We start from the raw sequence: 17,661 nt of genomic DNA, 5'->3' as shown, positions 1-17,661 counted from the left end.
CGCGCATCCACCGGGTGAACACTCATCCCCCAGCGCCCTTTCTGCATCGGAACCGGGTGTCGATCGAGGCATCCTGTGAACGTCGGACAAACGCACGGGAGGCCGGAATGGTGGATGTCATCTCGGGAATGTTCAGCGGCAACGCGCTGAGCGTGCTGGTGAAGACGAGCGGTGCGGCGCTGACGCTGCTGTTCGTGGTGCCGGCACTCATGAAGCTGTTCCTCGTGACGATCGACGAGGGTTCCGCAGCGATCCGCACGCGCAACGGCCGGCCGATCATCCGGCGCGGCACCCGCCGCGGCGACGATGTCCGCGGCGAGGTGGTGGTGCTGCAGCCGGGAACGCACGGCGCGTTCCCGATCCTCTACTGGTATCGCATGGTCGATGTGCGCGCCCGCTCGACCGATCTTCCGGCCCGGAGTCTCACAGGCGCTGCGGGTCATCAGCACCTGGTGCACGCTTCGTTCGACTGGCGGCCGATCTCATCGGGTCACGACCTGCGTGTCCTCGAGCTCGACGTCGTGGATGTGCGTGAGCGCGCGGGCAACATCGTCGGCGCTGCTCTCCGTGACATCGTGCACGGACTCGACGGCGCCGTCCTGCCGCCGAACGAAGCGCTCTCGGCGCGTCTGGTCGCCGCATGCGCAGACCAGGTCCGCATCGCGTGTGGAGTCGAGCTGCTGGCGGTGCTCGTCACGGGCGACGCGCTCACCGACGGCTACCTGCTCTCGCAGGCCATCGCAGCTCCTCGCGCGGATCCTCCTCGCGAAGGCTGGGACGCGGCATCCGCGGTCTTCGCGAACCGTCTGACCTCGGTCGGGTGACCCGCTCAGCCCTCGCGCGAGGACGAGCGGACCCAGTCGGCCACCGTCGGGATCTCGGTCGTTGCCGGGCGAGCGACGGGGATGCGGGTACCGAGCACCTGGGCGACGACATCCTGTGCGATCTTCGCGGGCGTGAGGCCGGCATCCTCGAGGATCTGCTCGCGGCTCGCGTGATCGATGAACGCGTCGGGAACGCCGAGCTCGTCGACCGCCGTATCGACGCCGGCTTCGCGCAGCACCTGCCGCACGCGGGTTCCGATCCCGCCGACCCGGATCCCGTCCTCGATCGTGATGACGAGGCGATGGGATGCCGCGAGACGCACGATCGACGGCTGTACCGGGATCGCCCAGCGCGGGTCGACGACGGTCGCCCCGATGCCCTGCGCGCGCAGGCGCTCGGCGACGTCCATCGCGGTGTGGGCCATCGGGCCGATGCCGACGATGAGCACGTCCTCGGCATCCGAGCGCAGGAGCACGTCGACGCCGTCCTCGAGGCGCTCGATCGCCGGGAGCTCGGGGCTCACGGCGCCCTTCGGGAAGCGGATGACCGTCGGCGCGTCGTCGACGGCGACGGCCTCGTGCAGCTGCTCGCGCAGGCGCACGGCGTCGCGCGGGGCGGCGATGCGGATGTGCGGAACCAGCTGCAGCATCGCGAGGTCCCAGATGCCGTGGTGGCTCGGACCGTCCGGGCCCGTGACGCCCGCTCGGTCGAGGACGAAGGTGACGCCGGCACGGTGGAGCGCGACGTCCATCAGCACCTGGTCGAACGCGCGGTTCATGAACGTGGCGTAGATCGCGACCACGGGATGCAGCCCGCCGAACGCGAGGCCTGCTGCCGAAGCGACGGCGTGCTGCTCGGCGATGCCGACGTCGTACACACGGTCGGGGAAGCGCTGTGCGAACGGCAGCAGGCCGGTCGGGCGCAGCATCGCGGCCGTCATCGCGATCACGTCGTCGCGCTCGGCCCCCACCTCCACCAGCTCTTCCGCGAACACGTCGGTCCACGCGGGTGCGCCGCCGGGCGCGCCGATCCCCTCGCCGGTGATCGGATCGATCTTGCCGACTGCGTGGAACGCGTCGGCCTCGTCGTCGAGCGCCGGCTGGAAGCCGCGGCCCTTCTCCGTGATCGCGTGCACGATGACCGGCGCGCCGTAGCTCTTGGCCAGCTCGAGTGTCTCCAGGAGCGCGCCGAGATCGTGCCCGTCGACGGGACCCAGGTACTTGATGTCGAGGTTCGAGTACAGCGCGGCGTTGTTCGTGAACCGTGAGAGGAAGCCGTGCGTGCCGCCGCGGACGCCGCGGTACACCGCGCGCGCGGCCGGTCCGAGCTTCCGGAAGACCTGGTCGGAGCTCCGGTGCAGCGTGCGGTACGAGTCGGCCGTTCGGACGCGGTTGAGGTAGCGCGCCATACCGCCGATCGTCGGCGCATACGATCGGCCGTTGTCGTTGACCACGATGATGAGGTTGCGGTCGTTGTCGTCGGAGATGTTGTTGAGCGCCTCCCATGTCATGCCGCCGGTGAGCGAGCCGTCTCCCACGACGGCGATCACGTGCCGGTCTCGGCGCCCGGTACGGGTGAGCGCCCGTGAGACGCCGTCGGCCCAGCTCAGCGAGCTCGAGGCGTGCGACGATTCGACGACGTCGTGCGGGCTCTCGGAGCGCTGCGGGTAGCCGGCGAGACCGCCGCGCTGACGCAGGCTCGAGAAGTCCTGGCGCCCCGTGAGCAGCTTGTGGACGTACGACTGATGCCCGGTGTCGAAGATGAACGGGTCATTCGGCGAGTCGAAGACGCGGTGAAGCGCGATCGTGAGCTCCACGACACCGAGATTCGGGCCCAGATGCCCGCCGGTGCGCGACACGTTCTCGACGAGGAACGTCCGGACGTCGGCCGCCAGCTCACCCAGCTGCTCGACGCTCAGCGCGTCGAGATCGCGGGGTCCGGCGATGGACGACAACAGCGACATCCGCGCTCCTTTCGGGGGCTCGGCAGCCCCGATCAGTCTACCCGTGACACAGCGGAGGGGCCGGGGACAGCCCCGGCCCCTCGCGATGGATGCGTCAGACGAGCGAGCGCAGCACGTACTGCAGGATGCCGCCGTTGCGGTAGTAATCGGCTTCACCAGGGGTGTCGATGCGCACGATCGCGTCGAACTCGACGATCTCCTTGCCGGGTGCCGAGAACTCGCTCGGCGCGGCCGTGACGCGAACCGTCTTGGGCGTCACGCCCTCGTTCAGCTGCTCGAGCCCCTCGATCGAGACGATCTCGGTGCCGTCGAGGCCGAGGTCGGCCCAGCTCTTGCCCGCCGGGAACTGCAGCGGCACGACGCCCATGCCGATGAGGTTCGAGCGGTGGATGCGCTCGAAGCTCTCGGTGATGACCGCCTTGACGCCGAGCAGGCTCGTGCCCTTGGCCGCCCAGTCGCGCGACGACCCCGACCCGTATTCCTTGCCGCCGAAGATCACGAGCGGGACGCCGGCAGCCTGGTAGTTCTGGCTGGCGTCGTAGATGAAGGACTGCGGGCCGCCTTCCTGCGTGAAGTCGCGCGTGAAGCCGCCCTCGACGACAGCGCCGTCGTTGACGGCGCTGACCAGCAGGTTCTTGAGCCGGATGTTGGCGAACGTGCCGCGGATCATGATCTCGTGGTTGCCGCGACGCGAGCCGTAGGAGTTGAAGTCCTTCTGCGTGACGCCGTGCTCGGTGAGGTACTGCGCGGCCGGGGTGCCTGCCTTGATGTTGCCGGCGGGGCTGATGTGGTCGGTCGTGACCGAATCGCCGAGCGTCGCCATGACGCGGGCGCCGGTGATGTCGGCCACGGGCGTCAGCTCCATGGTCATGCCGTCGAAGTACGGCGCCTTGCGCACGTACGTCGAGTCGGCGTCCCACTCGAAGATCGGGCCCGTCGGGGTGGGCAGGTTCTTCCAGCGCTCGTCACCGTCGAACACGGTGGCGTACTGCTTGATGAACTGCTCACGCGAGATCGAGGAGTCGACGATCTCCTGCACCTCGCCGGGAGCCGGCCAGATGTCCTTGAGGAACACGTCGTTGCCGGCGTGGTCCGTGCCGAGCGGGTCGGTCTCGAAGTCGAAGTTCATCGAGCCGGCGAGCGCATAGGCGACGACCAGCGGCGGCGAGGCGAGATAGTTCATCTTCACATCGGGGCTGATGCGGCCTTCGAAGTTGCGGTTGCCCGAGAGGACCGCCGTCACAGCGAGGTCGTGGTCGTTGATCGCCGCGGAGACCTCTTCGATGAGCGGGCCGGAGTTGCCGATGCAGATCGTGCAGCCGTAGCCCACCGTGAAGAAGCCGATGGCCTCGAGGTCCTTGTCGAGGCCCGACTTCTCGTAGTAGTCCGTGACGACCTTCGACCCGGGCCCGAGCGTGGTCTTGACCCACGGCTTGCGCTTGAGGCCCTTCTCGACGGCCTTGCGGGCGAGCAGGCCGGCCGCGATCATCACGGACGGGTTCGACGTGTTGGTGCACGAGGTGATCGCCGCGAGGGTGACCGCGCCGTTGTCGAGCACGTACGACTCGCCCTCGGGCGTTGTGACATCGACGGGCTGCGACCACTCGGCGGGGCTGCCGCTGTTGATGTGCACCTCGCGTGTCGTCGGCTCCTCCTCGCCCGGGACGGTGCCCGGGTCGGACGCGGGGAACGAGTGCTTCGACTCGAGGTCGACGATGTCCTCCGACGTGCTCGCGGTGGCGTAGCTGAGGATGTCCTTCTCGAACTGAGCCTTGGACTCCGACAGCAGGATGCGATCCTGCGGGCGCTTGGGACCGGCGATCGAGGGGACGACCGTCGACAGGTCGAGTTCCATGTATTCGCTGAACGTCGGTTCGACCGACGGGTCGTGCCAGAGCTTCTGCTCCTTCGCGTACGCCTCGACCAGCGCGACCGTCTGCTCGTCACGCCCGGTCAGACGCAGGTAGTCCAGCGTGACGTCGTCGATCGGGAACATCGCGGCCGTCGAGCCGAACTCGGGGCTCATGTTGCCGATGGTCGCGCGGTTCGCCAGCGGCACGGACCCCACACCGGCGCCGTAGAACTCGACGAACTTGCCGACCACGCCGTGCTTTCGCAGCAGGTCGGTGATCGTGAGGACCACATCGGTCGCGGTGACGCCCGCGGGGATCTCGCCGCTCAGCTTGAAGCCGACCACGCGCGGGATGAGCATGGACACCGGCTGACCGAGCATCGCCGCCTCGGCCTCGATGCCGCCGACGCCCCAGCCGAGCACGCCCAGGCCGTTGACCATCGTGGTGTGCGAGTCGGTGCCGACGCACGTGTCGGGGTAGGCACGCAGGACGCCGTCGACCGTGCGGTCGTAGATGACCTTCGCGAGGTGCTCGATGTTGACCTGGTGCACGATGCCGGTGCCGGGCGGCACGACCTTGAAATCGTCGAAGGCGGTCTGCCCCCAGCGCAGGAACTGGTACCGCTCGCCGTTGCGCTCGTATTCGATCTCGACGTTGCGCTCGAGGGCGTTCTCGCTGCCGAACAGATCGGCGATGACGGAGTGGTCGATGACCATCTCAGCCGGAGAGAGCGGGTTGATCCGGGTGGCGTCGCCGCCGAGAGCGGTGACGGCTTCGCGCATCGTGGCGAGGTCGACGATGCAGGGGACGCCCGTGAAGTCCTGCATCACCACGCGCGCCGGCGTGAACTGGATCTCGGTGTCGGGCTCCGCATCGGCATCCCACGATCCGAGTGCCTGGATCTGCGCCTTCGTGACGTTGGCGCCGTCCTCGGTGCGCAGAAGGTTCTCCAGCAGCACCTTGAGACTGAACGGGAGCTTCTCGTAGCCCGCGACCGTGTCGATGCGGAAGATCTCGTAGTCGGTGCTGCCGACCGTCAGGGTGCTCTTGGCACCGAAGCTGTCAACCGTGGACACGCGTGTCTCCTTCGTCGGCGGCGGGAACGGGCCGCGAAGCCCGGCACTCCCCATCATCCCCCGCTCCGGATTCGTCGGCTAGTGAGGATCACCTAATCCGGTCGCGGAGCGCATTTATCTTGATATCAAGATAAATGTATCACTTCGCCGTCGGTGGATAGAGTGCGCGCACGGCGAGCCATGTGACCGCAACCATCGGGGCGAACAGCGGGATGCCCATCACGAGTTTGAGGGTGCCCAGGGCCGTGACGTCGTCGGCGAAGTAGAGCGGGAGCTGCACGAGCAGGCGCGCGGCGAAGAGCGATGCCCACGCGATGGCGAGCCAGAAGAACACGCGGCGCTTGCGCTTGTCGGCCCGCCACGCGGTGCCCTCACCCATGAGGAAGCCGACGGCCAGCCCGATGAGCGACCAGCCGATGAGGGCCGAGACGAGGAACGCGGTGCCGTACAGCGCGTTGGTGATGAATCCGGGGATGAAGTTGTTCGACGCCTCGCCCGTGAACGCGGCGAAGGCGGCTGCCACACCCGCCGCGACGAGACCGCCGACCGCCGCGGTGATGGGCTGGCGGGCGATGAGGCGCGCGATCGTGAAGATCGCGGCGATGCCCACCGAGAGCCCGAGCGAGAGCCAGAGATCGCCGTCGCCCGTCGCCGGGTCGATGGTGATCGTGTAGACGACGATGAAGACGAGACCCGGGAGCACGGACTCGAGGACGCCTCGCCATCCGCCCATGGCCTTCCAGACGACGCGGCCGGTCGACGCGTTCTCGGCAGGGTCCAGCCCCGCGCGCCGCGCAGCCTCGCCCAGCGCCGCGCCGAAGACCTCCGATGCGGCCGGGGGCTCGGTGGACGGGCTCGAGGCCCCGGAGTCGGGCTCTTGCGGGCGGGGGTCGTCGCTCACGCGACGCCCGGGGTCGCGGGCATGCGCAGCGGAATGAGGTCGCGCGGCGGCATCGGCGAGCCGCCGCGGACGACCACGATCGAGCGGAAGAGGTCCTCGACGCGTCCGGCGGCCTCGACGTCGGACGTCGCAGCGCCGCCGATCACGCCGCGCAGGAACCACCGCGGGCCGTCCACACCGACGAATCGCGCGAGGCGCTTGCCCGCGGCGCCGTCAGGTCCGGCGGCGACCGGCACCTCGGCGAGAAGCTCGGGCCCGAGGGGGCCTTCGCGCTCTTCGACGCGGCCGCCCTGCTGCCGGATCTGAGCGCGGATCTGATCGCGCGTCTCGGCCCAGAGCCCGGCCGAGCGTGGGGCCGCGAACGGCTGCACCTGCAGGGTGGAGCCCGCGTAGTCGAGGCCGACGGCGACGATGCGCTTGGTCTGCTCCTCGACCTCGAGGCGCAGGTTGAGGCCTTCGCGCGGGAGGATCTTGATGCCGCCGAGATCGATGTACGGGCGCACGGGATTGGCCTCGGACTCGTCGAACGGGCCCGACGTGGCGCGGTCCCCCGCGGCGAACTCGCGGGGCTCGTCGGCGGGTGTGGGATCGGTCATGAGATTCCGTTCTTGTCGTAGCCGGTCGAACCGAACCCGCCGTCGCCGCGGACGCTCTCGGGAAGGGTCTCGACCGGGATGAACCGCGCCCGCGGCACGGGCATGACGATCAACTGCGCGACGCGGTCGCCGACGGCGATGTCGTAGGCCGACGCGGCGTCGGTGTTCAGGAGTGTGACCTTGATCTCGCCGCGGTACCCGGCATCGACGGTGCCGGGCGCATTGACCACGGTGATGCCGTGCTTGGCCGCCAGCCCGCTGCGCGGGACGACGAAGGCGGCATAGCCCTCGGGCAGGGCGATCCGCACGCCCGTCCCGATGAGGGCGCGCTGCCCGGGCTCGAGGCGGACGGCCTCCGCCGCCACAAGATCGGCCCCGGCATCCCCCGGGTGCGCATAGGTCGGGATGTCGGACGCGATAATGGGGACATCCACCGTTTCAGTCACCCAACGAGGGTAATGCAGAAGACAGCAGTCAGCAGCGAGTCCGGCGCGTATCGCGAACGGCTCGGTCCGTCGCTGTGGGTGCTCGTCGCCGCAGCCGTGGCGGGACCGATGGCTGCGCTGGTCTTCGCGCCGCTCGACACCACCATCGCGCTCGTCATCGGAGCGGCGGTCGGCGTGGGCGTCGTGGGGCTCCTGGTCGCCTCAGCGCCTCGCGTGGAGATCTCGGCGGGGACGCTCCGGGCCGGGCGTGCGCACATCGGCGTCGAGCACCTGGGTGACGTGGTCGCGCTCACGGGCGACCCGGCGCGCCACGCGCGCGGAGCAGGCCTCGACCCGAGGTCGTGGCACGTGCTGCGCGGCGGGATCGACGGTGTGGTGGTCGTCCAGGTCATCGACCCGGACGACCCGACACCGGCATGGGTGCTGTCGTCGCGGACGCCCGACCGCCTCGCGGCGAGTCTGCGTCGGGCTCAGACTACGCGGAGCACTCCACGCACATAGGGCCGCTGGAGGTCTCGTGGTCCAGCTGCGAGCGGTGCTTCACGAGGAAGCAGTTGATGCAGGTGAACTCGTCCTCCTGCGCGGGAAGCACGACGACATCGAGGTCGAGATCGGACAGGTCCGCTCCCGGCAGCTCGAATCCTGAAGGGTTGTCGGCGTCTTCCACGTCGACGGCGCCCGAGAGCTTGTCGGGAACGCGCTCCTTCAGCGCTTCGATCGACTCGCTGTCGTCCTCGGTCTTGCGGGGGGCGTCGTAATCGGTGGCCATGCGGGAACGTCTCAACTTCCGGGATTCGCGGGGTGCGCAAGCCCTCTCGGGCGGCGATAGTTTGCACGACGGATCTGCATTTGGCAAATGCAGTGTCTGGCGGGTGCACCGTGCGAGGGCATCAAACTCGCGGCGCGCGCACGATATTCCCGGAGCCCCGCCGCCCCTGTGTAAGCATGGGGCGCACACGCAGGATCGGAGGGGCGTTCGCATGGAACAGCTCAAGGTGATCGGAACCGAGGATGATCGTCTCGTCCTGGCGACCGAGTCGGGCGACAGGTTCTCGCTGTCCGTCGACGACGTGCTGCGCTACGAACTCCGCAAGGCACGGCGGGAACGCGACGCCGAGGCGCCTGCGACGCGCCCGAGCCCGCGCGAGATCCAGGGCCACATCCGCGCCGGGCTCTCCGCGCAAGAGGTGGCCGATCTCCTCGGCGCCCGCGTCGAGGACGTCGCCCGCTTCGAGGGGCCTGTGCTCGCAGAGCGCGAACATGTGGTCGGCCAGGCGCTGGCTATCCCGGTGCTGCTCGGCGGCGACTTCGAGAACGACGGCCACCCCACCTTCGGCTCGGCGGTGCGGGGCAAGCTCGCTGAGGCGGGTGCATCGCGCGAGCGGTGGACGAGCTGGAAAGAGCCCACCGGGTGGATCGTGAAGCTCGAGTTCACCGCGAACGATGTCGATCACGACGCCCGCTGGGGCTTCGACCCCCGTCGCGGCATCCTCTCGCCGCAGAACGCCGACGCGATCCAGCTCTCGCGGCAGGGTTCCCTGCCCGAGGGGCTCATCCCCCGGCTGCGTGCGCTCGAGGTCACCCCTCCCAAGGACGACACCCGGTTCGACAGCGGCGCATTCGGCCCCCGTCGCATCCCGGATGCCGAGACCGCGTCGCCGGACCTGCCGGCCCCGGCCGCCCCCGCGGTTCAGGAGGCTGCGATGAAACGGGCGAACGAGACGCTCGTCACCTCCGCAGAGACGGCAGACCTCCTCGAGGCGCTGCGTCGTCGCCGCGGCCAGCGCGAGCCGCTGCCCGGCGCCGAAGAGGTCGCGACGATGCGCTCCCACGCCCCGGTGGCGCTGTTCGACGCGCTCGAGCCCGGCTACGACGAGTCGGCCGCAGACGGCGACGACATCGACGCGCGGCCGGAATACGAGGTCCAGCCTTCCGCGGTCGCCGAGGCAGGGCGCCGCAAGGGGCGCACCTCGATGCCGTCGTGGGACGAGATCGTCTTCGGCGCCCGCACCGAAGACTGACGCGTCAGCGCTCTCACGCGAAGGCTCCGAGCCTGACGAGCGGGACGATGCGCTCGTCGTCGGTGAGTGAACCGTGCTGACCCACCATCTTCTGGGCCGCTTTGTCTGCGAGTCGATCGTCGTAGTAGGCGATGCCCGCGCGCGGCGCGACGATCACGTCGCCGATCCGACCGCGCACGTCGGCGTGGACCTCCCCGAACAAGCCGGCGGCGAACGCCTCGTCGCGTGAAAGGACCCACGACCGCGAAGACTCCGCGTCGTGCCAGGTCGAGAGCACCCGGGGCGCTTGCCCTTCCTCGGCATACAGGTGCAGCATCCGCGGCTCGCCGCCGATGAGGCGCACGCCGTCGAGGAGTTCGCTCGCCTCATCGAGCAGCACATGGCGGTGCCGGGGAACGTCGATCATCCCGTGGTCGGCGGTGACGATGACCCCGGTTCCGGGTGCGAGGGCGGTGTCCAGGGCGCGAGCGGCGGCATCCACGCGTTCGAGCGAAGCCACCCACTCGTCCGACTGCCATCCGCGCTTGTGGCCGATGCCGTCGAGTTCGGGGGCGTACAGATACGTGAAGGACCCCGGATGCCGCGCCGCGAGGTCGGCGGCGCGCGCCACGCGCGCCGCGAGGTCGTTCTCGCCGTGGAACTCGGCGCCGTCGAGCGTGGCCGCGGTGAAACCGGTGCCGGCGTACTCGCCCTTCGTGACGGCGAAGCAGGGCCGCCCTGACGTGGACGTGAGCGGCGCGGAGCGCTGCCAGGCGAGCGGGAGCCCGTCGGTGTCCCACCCGCGCAGCTGATTGACGACGTCGTCGGTGCCGGGGATGCGCGCCCGGTAGCCGACGATCCCGTGCTCGCCGGGCGGGGTGCCGGTGAGAAGGCTGGTCAGCGCCGACGCGGTGGTCGAGGGGAAGACGGTGCGTGCGACGTCCTTCCGACCTCCGGCCTGAGTGAGGAAGCGTGCGTGGCCGGCGCGAGCGCGCAGGTTCGCGATGCCGAGACCGTCGATCACGAACACGATCGCGCTTCGCGCGGGTGCGAACCACTCCGAGCGAGCATCGAGCGCCGCCATCATCTGCGGGACGACACCGGTGAGGCTCCGGGCGTGCGAGGGGTCCGCGGGTAGGCTGAGGGACATCGGGGTCAGTCTCGCACACCCGCGTGGACCCCTTCGCTCCGCCGTCACCCGAGGCCCTTCGCTATGCCTGCTTCCCGCACCGATTCCGCTCCCGCCGACCACGGACGCATCGAAGACGTCGACGTCTCCGTCGAGATGCAGGGATCGTTCCTCGAGTACGCGTACTCGGTCATCTACTCCCGCGCGCTCCCCGACGCCCGGGACGGGCTCAAGCCCGTCCAGAGGCGCATCCTGTTCCAGATGGCAGACATGGGGCTGCGCCCCGACCGCGGTCACGTCAAGAGCGCCCGCGTCGTCGGCGAGGTGATGGGAAAGCTCCATCCCCACGGCGATGCGCCCATCTACGACGCTCTCGTGCGCCTGGCCCAGCCCTTCTCGCTGCGCGTGCCGCTCATCGACGGGCACGGCAACTTCGGCTCGCTCGACGACGGTCCGGCGGCGCCCCGTTACACCGAGGCGCGGCTCGCTCCCCCGGCTCTCGCCCTCACCGAGAACCTCGACGAGGACGTCGTCGACTTCATCCCGAACTACGACGGCCAGTTCCAGCAGCCCGAGGTGCTGCCGGCGGCGTTTCCGAACCTCCTCGTCAACGGCACGACCGGCATCGCGGTCGGCATGGCGACCAACATGGCGCCGCACAACCTGATCGAGGTGGTCGGCGCCGCGATCCACCTGCTCGACAATCCCGAGGCCACCACGAGCGAGCTCATGGAGTTCGTCCCCGGTCCCGATCTGCCCTCGGGCGGGATCATCGTCGGCCTCGACGGCATCAAAGACGCCTACGCGAACGGACGCGGCAGCTTCAAGACCCGGGCCAAGGTGTCGATCGAGTCCCTGGGGCCGCGCCGCACCGGCATCGTCGTCACCGAGCTGCCCTACCTCATCGGCCCGGAACGCATCATCGAGAAGATCAAGGATGCCGTCACCGCGAAGAAGCTGCAGGGCATCGCCGACGTCACCGACCTCACCGACCGCCACCACGGGCTTCGGCTCGTCATCGGCATCAAGACCGGATTCGACGCGCAGGCGGTGCTGGAGCAGCTCTACCGCCTGACTCCGCTCGAGGACTCCTTCAGCATCAACAACGTCGCGCTCGTGGCCGGCCAACCGCAGACGCTGGGGCTGCGGGAGCTCCTGCGCGTGTATCTCGACCACCGCCTCAGCGTGGTCACCCGCCGCAGCCAGTACCGCCTCGCCCGCAAGAAGGAGCGCCTGCACCTCGTCGAGGGTCTCCTCATCGCGATCGTCGACATCGACGAGGTCATCCAGGTCATCCGCACCTCCGACGACGGCGAACAGGCGCGGCTGCGCCTGATGGACGTCTTCGACCTGTCGCAGCCCCAGGCCGAGTACATCCTCGAGCTTCGCCTGCGGCGTCTCACCCGGTTCTCGCGCATCGAACTCGAGACGGAGCGCGACACGCTCAAGACCGAGATCGCTCAGCTCGAAGAGCTGCTCGGCAGCGAGGTCCTGCTGCGCGCGCAGGTCGCGCGTGAACTCGACGCTGCGGCGGAGACCTACGGCACGCCGCGGCGTACGCTGCTGCTCAACGGCGGTCCCGTCGCCGCACGCTCCTCGCGCGCGGCGGCCGCGGCCGCCGATCTGCAGATCGCCGACGCCCCGTGCCGCGTCTTCCTCTCGTCGACGGGTCGCATGGTGCGTGCCGAACTCGCTCCCGATGCGATCGGCGGCGGCATCGTCCCACCGTCGCGACGGGCCAAGCACGACGCCGTGCTCTCGAGCGTCGACGCGACCACCCGCGGAGATCTCGGCGCCGTCACGAGCGCGGGCCGCCTCATCCGCTTCTCGCCGGTCGACCTCCCATCGGTCCCGGGCAATTCGGTTCAGCTGGCCGCCGGAACGCGCGCGGACCAGTATCTGGCGCTCGGCAGCGGCGAGCACGTCGTCGCGGTGGTGCCGCTCGTCGCGTCGCCCGCCATCGCGGTGGGTACCGCGCAGGGTGTCGTCAAGCGGGTCGTGGCGACGGAACTGTCGAACAAGCACGACATCGAGATCATCGCCCTGAAAGACGGCGACCGCGTCGTCGGCGCAGCGCCCGCGCCCGACGACGCCGAGATGGTCTTCGTCTCGTCCGACGCCCAGCTGCTGCGGTTCGAGGCCGGCTCCGTCCGACCGCAGGGGCGCGCCGCGGGCGGCATGGCCGGCATCCGTCTCACCCCCGGTGAGAGTGTCGTCTTCTTCGGAATCGTGGATGCCGCGGCATCCGCTCCCGTCGTCGTCACGATCGCGGGCAGCACGCAGGCGCTCCCGGGCACGGACGCGGGCACCGCGAAGGTCTCCGACTTCTCCGAGTACCCGCCGAAGGGCCGGGCCACCGGCGGCGTTCGGGCGCAGCGGTTCCTCAAGGGCGAGGACGCCCTGACTCTCGCGTGGGTCGGCGACGAGCCGCGCGCGGTCGCCGCCGACGGTGCGACACGGGCCCTCCCGCCCACCGGCGCGAAGCGGGATGCCTCCGGACAGCCCCTCGACGGCGTGATCGCCGCCGTCGGCACCGCGATCGGCTGAGCCGGACCGGTTGCGCGAAGGACGTCAGGCGTCGATGCGGTCGCGCTCCAGGCGTCCGCTCGACTCGATGATGAACTCCTTGCGCGGAGCGACGTCGTTCCCCATGAGGAGTTCGAAGACGGATGCCGCGGCCTCGGCATCCTGCATCCGCACGCGCCGGAGCGTGCGACCGGCGCGATCCATCGTCGTCGTCGCCAGCTGGTCGGCATCCATCTCGCCGAGACCCTTGTAGCGCTGCACCGGCTCCTGCCAGCGCTTGCCGGTCTTCGTGAGCTTCGCCAGCAGCGTGTGGAGCTCGGGCTCGGAGTACGTGTAGATCGTCTCGTTCGGCTTGGAGCCCGGATTCATGACGATCACGCGGTGCAGCGGAGGCACGGCGGCGTAGACGCGTCCGTCGTCGATGAGGGGGCGCATGTAGCGGAAGAACAGCGTCAGCAGGAGCGTCCGGATGTGAGCGCCGTCGACGTCGGCGTCGCTCATGAGGATCACCTTGCCGTAGCGTGCGGTGTCGAGATCGAAGGATCGACCGGACCCGGCGCCGATCACCTGGATGATCGCCGCGCACTCGGCGTTCGAGAGCATGTCGCTGATCGACGCCTTCTGGACGTTGAGGATCTTGCCGCGGATAGGCAGCAGCGCCTGATACTCGCTGTTGCGGGCGAGCTTGGCCGTGCCGAGCGCGGAATCGCCCTCGACGATGAACAGTTCGGAGGCCTCGACGTCGTTGGTGCGGCAGTCGGCGAGCTTCGCGGGGAGTGACGACGACTCGAGCGCGTTCTTGCGGCGCTGGGTTTCTTTGTGGGTGCGCGCGGAGATGCGCGCCTTCATCTCGGCGACGACCTTGTCGAGCAGGAGGCTCGTCTGCGCCTTGTCGTCGCGCTTGGGCGAGGAGAACCGTGCGGCGAGCTCGCGCGTGACGACGTTCGCGACGATCTGGCGGACCGCCGGCGTCCCGAGCACCTCCTTGGTCTGGCCCTCGAACTGCGGCTCGGGGATCCGCACGGTCAGCACCGCCGTGAGGCCGGCGAGGATGTCGTCCTTCTCGAGCTTGTCGTTGCCGACCTTCAGGCGCCGGGCGTTCTGTTCGACCTGCGTGCGCAGCACCTTCATGAGGCCGAGGTCGAAGCCGGCTTGATGCGTGCCGCCCTTGGGCGTGGCGATGATGTTCACGAACGACCGGCTCGTCGTCTCGTAGCCGGTCCCCCAGCGGACCGCGACGTCGACGTGGCACTCGCGCTCGACCTCGGTCGGGATCATCGCGCCGGTCGGCTGGAGGACCGGAACCGTCTCGGTGAAGGTGCCGCTGCCGGTGAGGCGCCACGTGTCGGTGATCGCGGCATCCGGCGCGAGGAACTCGGCGAACTCGGAGATGCCGCCGTCGAAGCGGTAGCTGGTCTCGAGCGACTCGTCGGTTCGCTCGTCGCGCACCACGATCTCGAGTCCTGGAACGAGGAACGCCGTCTGACGCGCGCGCTGCTCGAGCTCCTGCAGATTGAACGCGGCGTCCTTCGTGAAGATCTGCTGATCTGCCCAGTAGCGGATCCGCGTGCCGGTCACGCCCCGTGCGGTCTTCCCGACGACGCGCAGCTCGCTGCGCTCCTCGAACGGAGTGAACGCGGATGACGGGCTGCCGTTCGCGAAGTTGCCCGGCTCGCCGCGATGGAACGACATCGCCCAGGTCTTGCCGCCGCGGTCGACCTCGACGTCGAGCCGCTCCGAAAGGGCGTTGACGACCGAGGCGCCCACGCCGTGGAGACCACCCGAGGCGGCGTAGGATCCGCCGCCGAACTTGCCGCCCGCGTGGAGCTTCGTGAAGACGACCTCGACGCCCGACAGCCCGGTGCGCGGCTCGATGTCCACGGGAATGCCCCGCGCGCGGTCGCGCACCTCGACGCTGCCGTCGGCGTGGAGGACGATGTCGATGCGGGATCCGTGACCCCCGAGGGCCTCGTCGACGGAATTGTCGATGATCTCCCACAGGCAGTGCATGAGGCCGCGAGAGTCGGTCGAGCCGATGTACATGCCGGGCCGCTTGCGAACCGCCTCGAGCCCTTCGAGCACCTGCAGATGGTGGGCGGAATACTCGGCGGTCACAATCTCCCATCGTAGGCGGGGCACCCGACACCGCACTCTCGACACGCTCCGAGGCCGTCGGGGGTACGCGCTCAGCGAAATGTCACCGGTTCGCGGCATTCTCGAAACATCGCCGTGGTTGTATTTCAGGACAGCACGGGAGTTCTACATCTACGAGGAGGCACCGAGATGACCACGCTTTCGCCCCACGCCGAGCCGGGTTCCGTCCTTGAGCACCGCCTCACCGCGGCCGACCGCTGCGATTCCTGCGGCGCACAGGCCTACATCGCGGCCGAAGTCAACGGCAGCGAGCTGCTGTTCTGCGCACACCACGGCCGCAAGTACGAAGAGAAGCTCCGCACGATCGCGACGTCGTGGCACGACGAGACGGCTCGTCTGATCGAGTCCTGACCCGGCGGGTCACGCGCCCGCGTACGAGCGTGTGACCAGCGGAGAGACCCGTACCGCGATTTCCTCGCCGATCGTGTCGATCGACTCGGCGAGATCTGTCGCCGAGGATTCTCCGTTCGCGCCGGGTCCGTAGATCACGACCACGTCGCCGGGTGCGGCATCCGCCCAGGCACCGACTTCCGACTCCACCGCGCCGATCCGCCGCAGCGTGCGAGCACCGGCGGGGGTGCCCACCCTCACACGACCCGCCAGCGGCGACGGCAACCCGTCGAGGTGGCCGATGCCGACGATCACGCGGTCCTCCTCGATGCGCAGGACGCGGGCTTCGAGGCGGGCGATCGGGCGGATTCCGAGCGCTGGTTCGCCGGGCCCGCCGGCGGGACGGATGCCATAGCAGAACGCCCCGACGCGGACGAGGTCGTAGCGGAACTCGGGCCGCGCGAACGACGCCGCGCTGGCGGCGAGATGGCGAACCGACGGTCGGAGACCGGCCGAGCGGGCCACGGCGACGGCGTCGTCGAAGATCGCGCGAGCGGCGTCGTCTTCGGCATCCGACGCTTCGGCGATGTGGCTCCAGACCCCCGCCACCTCGATCCTCCCCTCGGCGACGAGGGTGGCGGCCCGAGCCACGAAGGCGGGCCAGTCTTCGGGTCTCACGCCGTTGCGATGCAGCCCCGAGTCGATCTTGAGATGCACGCGCACCGGTCGACCTGCCGAGCGGGCGGCGGCCGCGGCGTCCTCGAGCAGATCGGCATCCCCGACTCCGAGGTCGAGGTCGTATGCCACCGCGGCTGCGACATCGACGGGAGACGCCGCGATCCACGAGAACACCCGGGCGTCGGCCCCGAGTGCGGCGCGGACGCGCATGCCGGTCTGCACATCGAACGCGCCGAACCACGTGACGCCGTCGCGCCAGGCACGCGCGACGACGGCCTCGAGGCCGTGAGCGTAGGCGTCGTCCTTCACGACGAGCATGACCTTCGCGTCACCGACCGTCGCACGGATGTGGGCGATGTTCGCGGCGAGAGCGTCGAGGTCGACGTGCAGCACCGCACTCATCCGCCGTGCTCCCGCGTGGCGCGGAGGCCCACAGTCGTGACGAGTTCCGCAGCCGTCATGTTCGTCGGGCCGGTCCAGGCGGCCAGCGACGGATCGCCCTGGGCGGGATCGCCGAAGTAGACGGCCTCGTCGCCGCGTGCGACGTCGGCATCGGCGATCTCGACGACGCACACGTCCATCGCGACACGTCCGATGATCGTGTGCCGGATGCCGCGGATGCCGACCTCGGCGCGGTTGCCGAGCCCGCGGACGATGCCCTGCGCATAGCCGCCCGTCACGAGGGCCACGCGTGTGTCTGACGCGGCGCGATACGCGTAGCCGTACGAGACCCCCTCCCCTGATCGCAGCGCCTTGACGCTCAGCACGGTGCCGCAGAGCCGCATCACCGGTACCGCGTCCTGCGCTCCGCCGGGAAGCCCGAACACCGTCAGGGGGTCGAGCGTCGGCTCGTCGTGGGTGAGGCGCGCGCCGGGCAGGGCTGCGCGCGCTGCCGCGCCGAACACCTCGTCGACGCGGAAGCGATCGATGCCGGCGGCCGTCAGGGCCGCGATCACGGCATCCGCGCCATGGCCCCACGCATCGGCACGGAGGTCTGCGACCGCGGGGATTCCCGCCTGCAGAATGCTCGCGGCGAGCCGCGCGTTGCGCTCGAGGGCCGATGCCGACACGCGTGCAACGGGCGCGCTGTTCGGCTGTGCGGTCGGCACGGAGGCCTCACGCCCAGGGTTCGCCGGATCCACCGCTCTAGACTATCCGGGTCCCCCGTTCCCGATCCCGGAGCA

At 69.6% G+C, this 17,661-nt stretch carries 15 protein-coding genes; 5 read left to right on the top strand and 10 right to left on the bottom strand.

The window, feature by feature from the left end; all coding sequences use genetic code 11:
• The first annotated feature begins 107 nt into the window (after window positions 1–107).
• Window positions 108–824, top strand: a complete 717-nt coding sequence (locus tag FFS15_RS03145) for a hypothetical protein (protein WP_212743104.1) — start codon at window positions 108–110, stop codon at window positions 822–824.
• A gap of 5 nt (window positions 825–829) precedes the next feature.
• On the opposite strand, the gene dxs is transcribed toward FFS15_RS03145, so the two are convergent.
• The 5 genes from dxs to dut form a co-directional block, all read right to left on the bottom strand.
• Window positions 830–2,788, bottom strand: coding sequence for a 1-deoxy-D-xylulose-5-phosphate synthase (gene dxs / locus FFS15_RS03140; protein ID WP_137843548.1), 1,959 nt, complete (start codon window positions 2,786–2,788; stop codon window positions 830–832).
• A 94-nt stretch (window positions 2,789–2,882) separates the two neighbouring features.
• Window positions 2,883–5,717 carry an aconitate hydratase gene (locus FFS15_RS03135; protein ID WP_137843547.1) on the bottom strand — a complete coding sequence of 945 codons (2,835 nt, stop codon included), beginning with the start codon at window positions 5,715–5,717 and terminating at the stop codon, window positions 2,883–2,885.
• 139 nt (window positions 5,718–5,856) lie between these two features.
• Complete coding sequence (locus tag FFS15_RS03130) at window positions 5,857–6,618, bottom strand: DUF3159 domain-containing protein (protein ID WP_137843546.1); 762 nt, start codon at window positions 6,616–6,618, stop codon at window positions 5,857–5,859.
• Window positions 6,615–7,214: a DUF3710 domain-containing protein gene (locus tag FFS15_RS03125; RefSeq protein ID WP_137843545.1), complete on the bottom strand. Its 600-nt coding sequence runs from the start codon at window positions 7,212–7,214 to the stop codon at window positions 6,615–6,617. The genes FFS15_RS03130 and FFS15_RS03125 overlap by 4 nt, the downstream gene beginning before the upstream one ends.
• Window positions 7,211–7,660 carry a dUTP diphosphatase gene (gene dut / locus FFS15_RS03120; RefSeq protein ID WP_171013064.1) on the bottom strand — a complete coding sequence of 150 codons (450 nt, stop codon included), beginning with the start codon at window positions 7,658–7,660 and terminating at the stop codon, window positions 7,211–7,213. Before dut ends, FFS15_RS03125 begins: the two co-directional genes overlap by 4 nt.
• 12 nt (window positions 7,661–7,672) lie before the next feature.
• Here dut and FFS15_RS03115 point away from each other — a divergent pair, with 12 nt between their 5' ends.
• Window positions 7,673–8,161 carry a DUF3093 domain-containing protein gene (locus FFS15_RS03115; protein ID WP_137843544.1) on the top strand — a complete coding sequence of 163 codons (489 nt, stop codon included), beginning with the start codon at window positions 7,673–7,675 and terminating at the stop codon, window positions 8,159–8,161.
• Here FFS15_RS03115 and FFS15_RS03110 read toward each other — a convergent pair.
• Entirely contained in the window at window positions 8,136–8,429 is a 294-nt protein-coding gene (locus FFS15_RS03110; RefSeq protein WP_137843543.1) for a DUF4193 domain-containing protein, read from the bottom strand. The two genes, FFS15_RS03115 and FFS15_RS03110, sit on opposite strands and share 26 nt — an antisense overlap.
• A 211-nt stretch (window positions 8,430–8,640) precedes the next feature.
• On the opposite strand from FFS15_RS03110, the gene sepH reads away from it, so the two are divergent.
• A complete protein-coding gene (gene sepH, locus FFS15_RS03105; protein WP_137843542.1) occupies window positions 8,641–9,681 on the top strand; it encodes a septation protein SepH in 1,041 nt (346 codons plus the stop codon).
• Between the two features lie 13 nt (window positions 9,682–9,694).
• Here sepH and FFS15_RS03100 read toward each other — a convergent pair whose 3' ends face one another.
• A complete protein-coding gene (locus FFS15_RS03100; protein WP_137843541.1) occupies window positions 9,695–10,810 on the bottom strand; it encodes a nucleotide pyrophosphatase/phosphodiesterase family protein in 1,116 nt (371 codons plus the stop codon).
• Between the two features lie 63 nt (window positions 10,811–10,873).
• Between FFS15_RS03100 and FFS15_RS03095 the strand changes: the two genes are divergently transcribed.
• Window positions 10,874–13,336 (top strand): DNA topoisomerase (ATP-hydrolyzing), encoded by a 2,463-nt coding sequence (locus tag FFS15_RS03095; RefSeq protein WP_137843540.1) that lies wholly within the window; start codon window positions 10,874–10,876, stop codon window positions 13,334–13,336.
• Window positions 13,337–13,360: 24 nt separating this feature from the next.
• On the opposite strand, the gene FFS15_RS03090 is transcribed toward FFS15_RS03095, so the two are convergent.
• Complete coding sequence (locus FFS15_RS03090; protein ID WP_137843694.1) at window positions 13,361–15,433, bottom strand: DNA topoisomerase IV subunit B; 2,073 nt, start codon at window positions 15,431–15,433, stop codon at window positions 13,361–13,363.
• A gap of 165 nt (window positions 15,434–15,598) precedes the next feature.
• Between FFS15_RS03090 and FFS15_RS03085 the strand changes: the two genes are divergently transcribed.
• Entirely contained in the window at window positions 15,599–15,820 is a 222-nt protein-coding gene (locus FFS15_RS03085) for a hypothetical protein (protein WP_137843539.1), read from the top strand.
• A gap of 9 nt (window positions 15,821–15,829) precedes the next feature.
• Here FFS15_RS03085 and FFS15_RS03080 read toward each other — a convergent pair whose 3' ends face one another.
• A complete protein-coding gene (locus FFS15_RS03080; RefSeq protein ID WP_137843538.1) occupies window positions 15,830–16,879 on the bottom strand; it encodes an alanine racemase in 1,050 nt (349 codons plus the stop codon).
• Window positions 16,876–17,619: an alanine racemase C-terminal domain-containing protein gene (locus FFS15_RS03075; protein ID WP_137843537.1), complete on the bottom strand. Its 744-nt coding sequence runs from the start codon at window positions 17,617–17,619 to the stop codon at window positions 16,876–16,878. The genes FFS15_RS03080 and FFS15_RS03075 overlap by 4 nt, the downstream gene beginning before the upstream one ends.
• Between the last annotated feature and the right edge of the window lie 42 nt (window positions 17,620–17,661).

Origin of the sequence: Microbacterium sp. 2FI (assembly GCF_005502885.1) — a bacterium.
Taxonomy (GTDB): Bacteria; Actinomycetota; Actinomycetes; order Actinomycetales; family Microbacteriaceae; genus Microbacterium.
Note: the sequence above shows the minus strand (reverse complement) of the source record. Positions and strands in the feature narration are given on the sequence as shown.

Bases quoted from the DNA above. Each gene is read 5' to 3' on its own strand.
- FFS15_RS03125 (WP_137843545.1), bottom strand. From the start codon at position 7,214: ATGACCGATCCCACACCCGCCGACGAGCCCCGCGAGTTCGCCGCGGGG.
- sepH (WP_137843542.1), top strand. From the start codon at position 8,641: ATGGAACAGCTCAAGGTGATCGGAACCGAGGATGATCGTCTCGTCCTG.
- FFS15_RS03110 (WP_137843543.1), bottom strand. From the start codon at position 8,429: ATGGCCACCGATTACGACGCCCCCCGCAAGACCGAGGACGACAGCGAG.
- FFS15_RS03095 (WP_137843540.1), top strand. From the start codon at position 10,874: ATGCCTGCTTCCCGCACCGATTCCGCTCCCGCCGACCACGGACGCATC.
- FFS15_RS03100 (WP_137843541.1), bottom strand. From the start codon at position 10,810: ATGTCCCTCAGCCTACCCGCGGACCCCTCGCACGCCCGGAGCCTCACC.
- FFS15_RS03145 (WP_212743104.1), top strand. From the start codon at position 108: ATGGTGGATGTCATCTCGGGAATGTTCAGCGGCAACGCGCTGAGCGTG.
- FFS15_RS03115 (WP_137843544.1), top strand. From the start codon at position 7,673: ATGCAGAAGACAGCAGTCAGCAGCGAGTCCGGCGCGTATCGCGAACGG.
- FFS15_RS03085 (WP_137843539.1), top strand. From the start codon at position 15,599: ATGACCACGCTTTCGCCCCACGCCGAGCCGGGTTCCGTCCTTGAGCAC.
- FFS15_RS03080 (WP_137843538.1), bottom strand. From the start codon at position 16,879: ATGAGTGCGGTGCTGCACGTCGACCTCGACGCTCTCGCCGCGAACATC.
- dxs (WP_137843548.1), bottom strand. From the start codon at position 2,788: ATGTCGCTGTTGTCGTCCATCGCCGGACCCCGCGATCTCGACGCGCTG.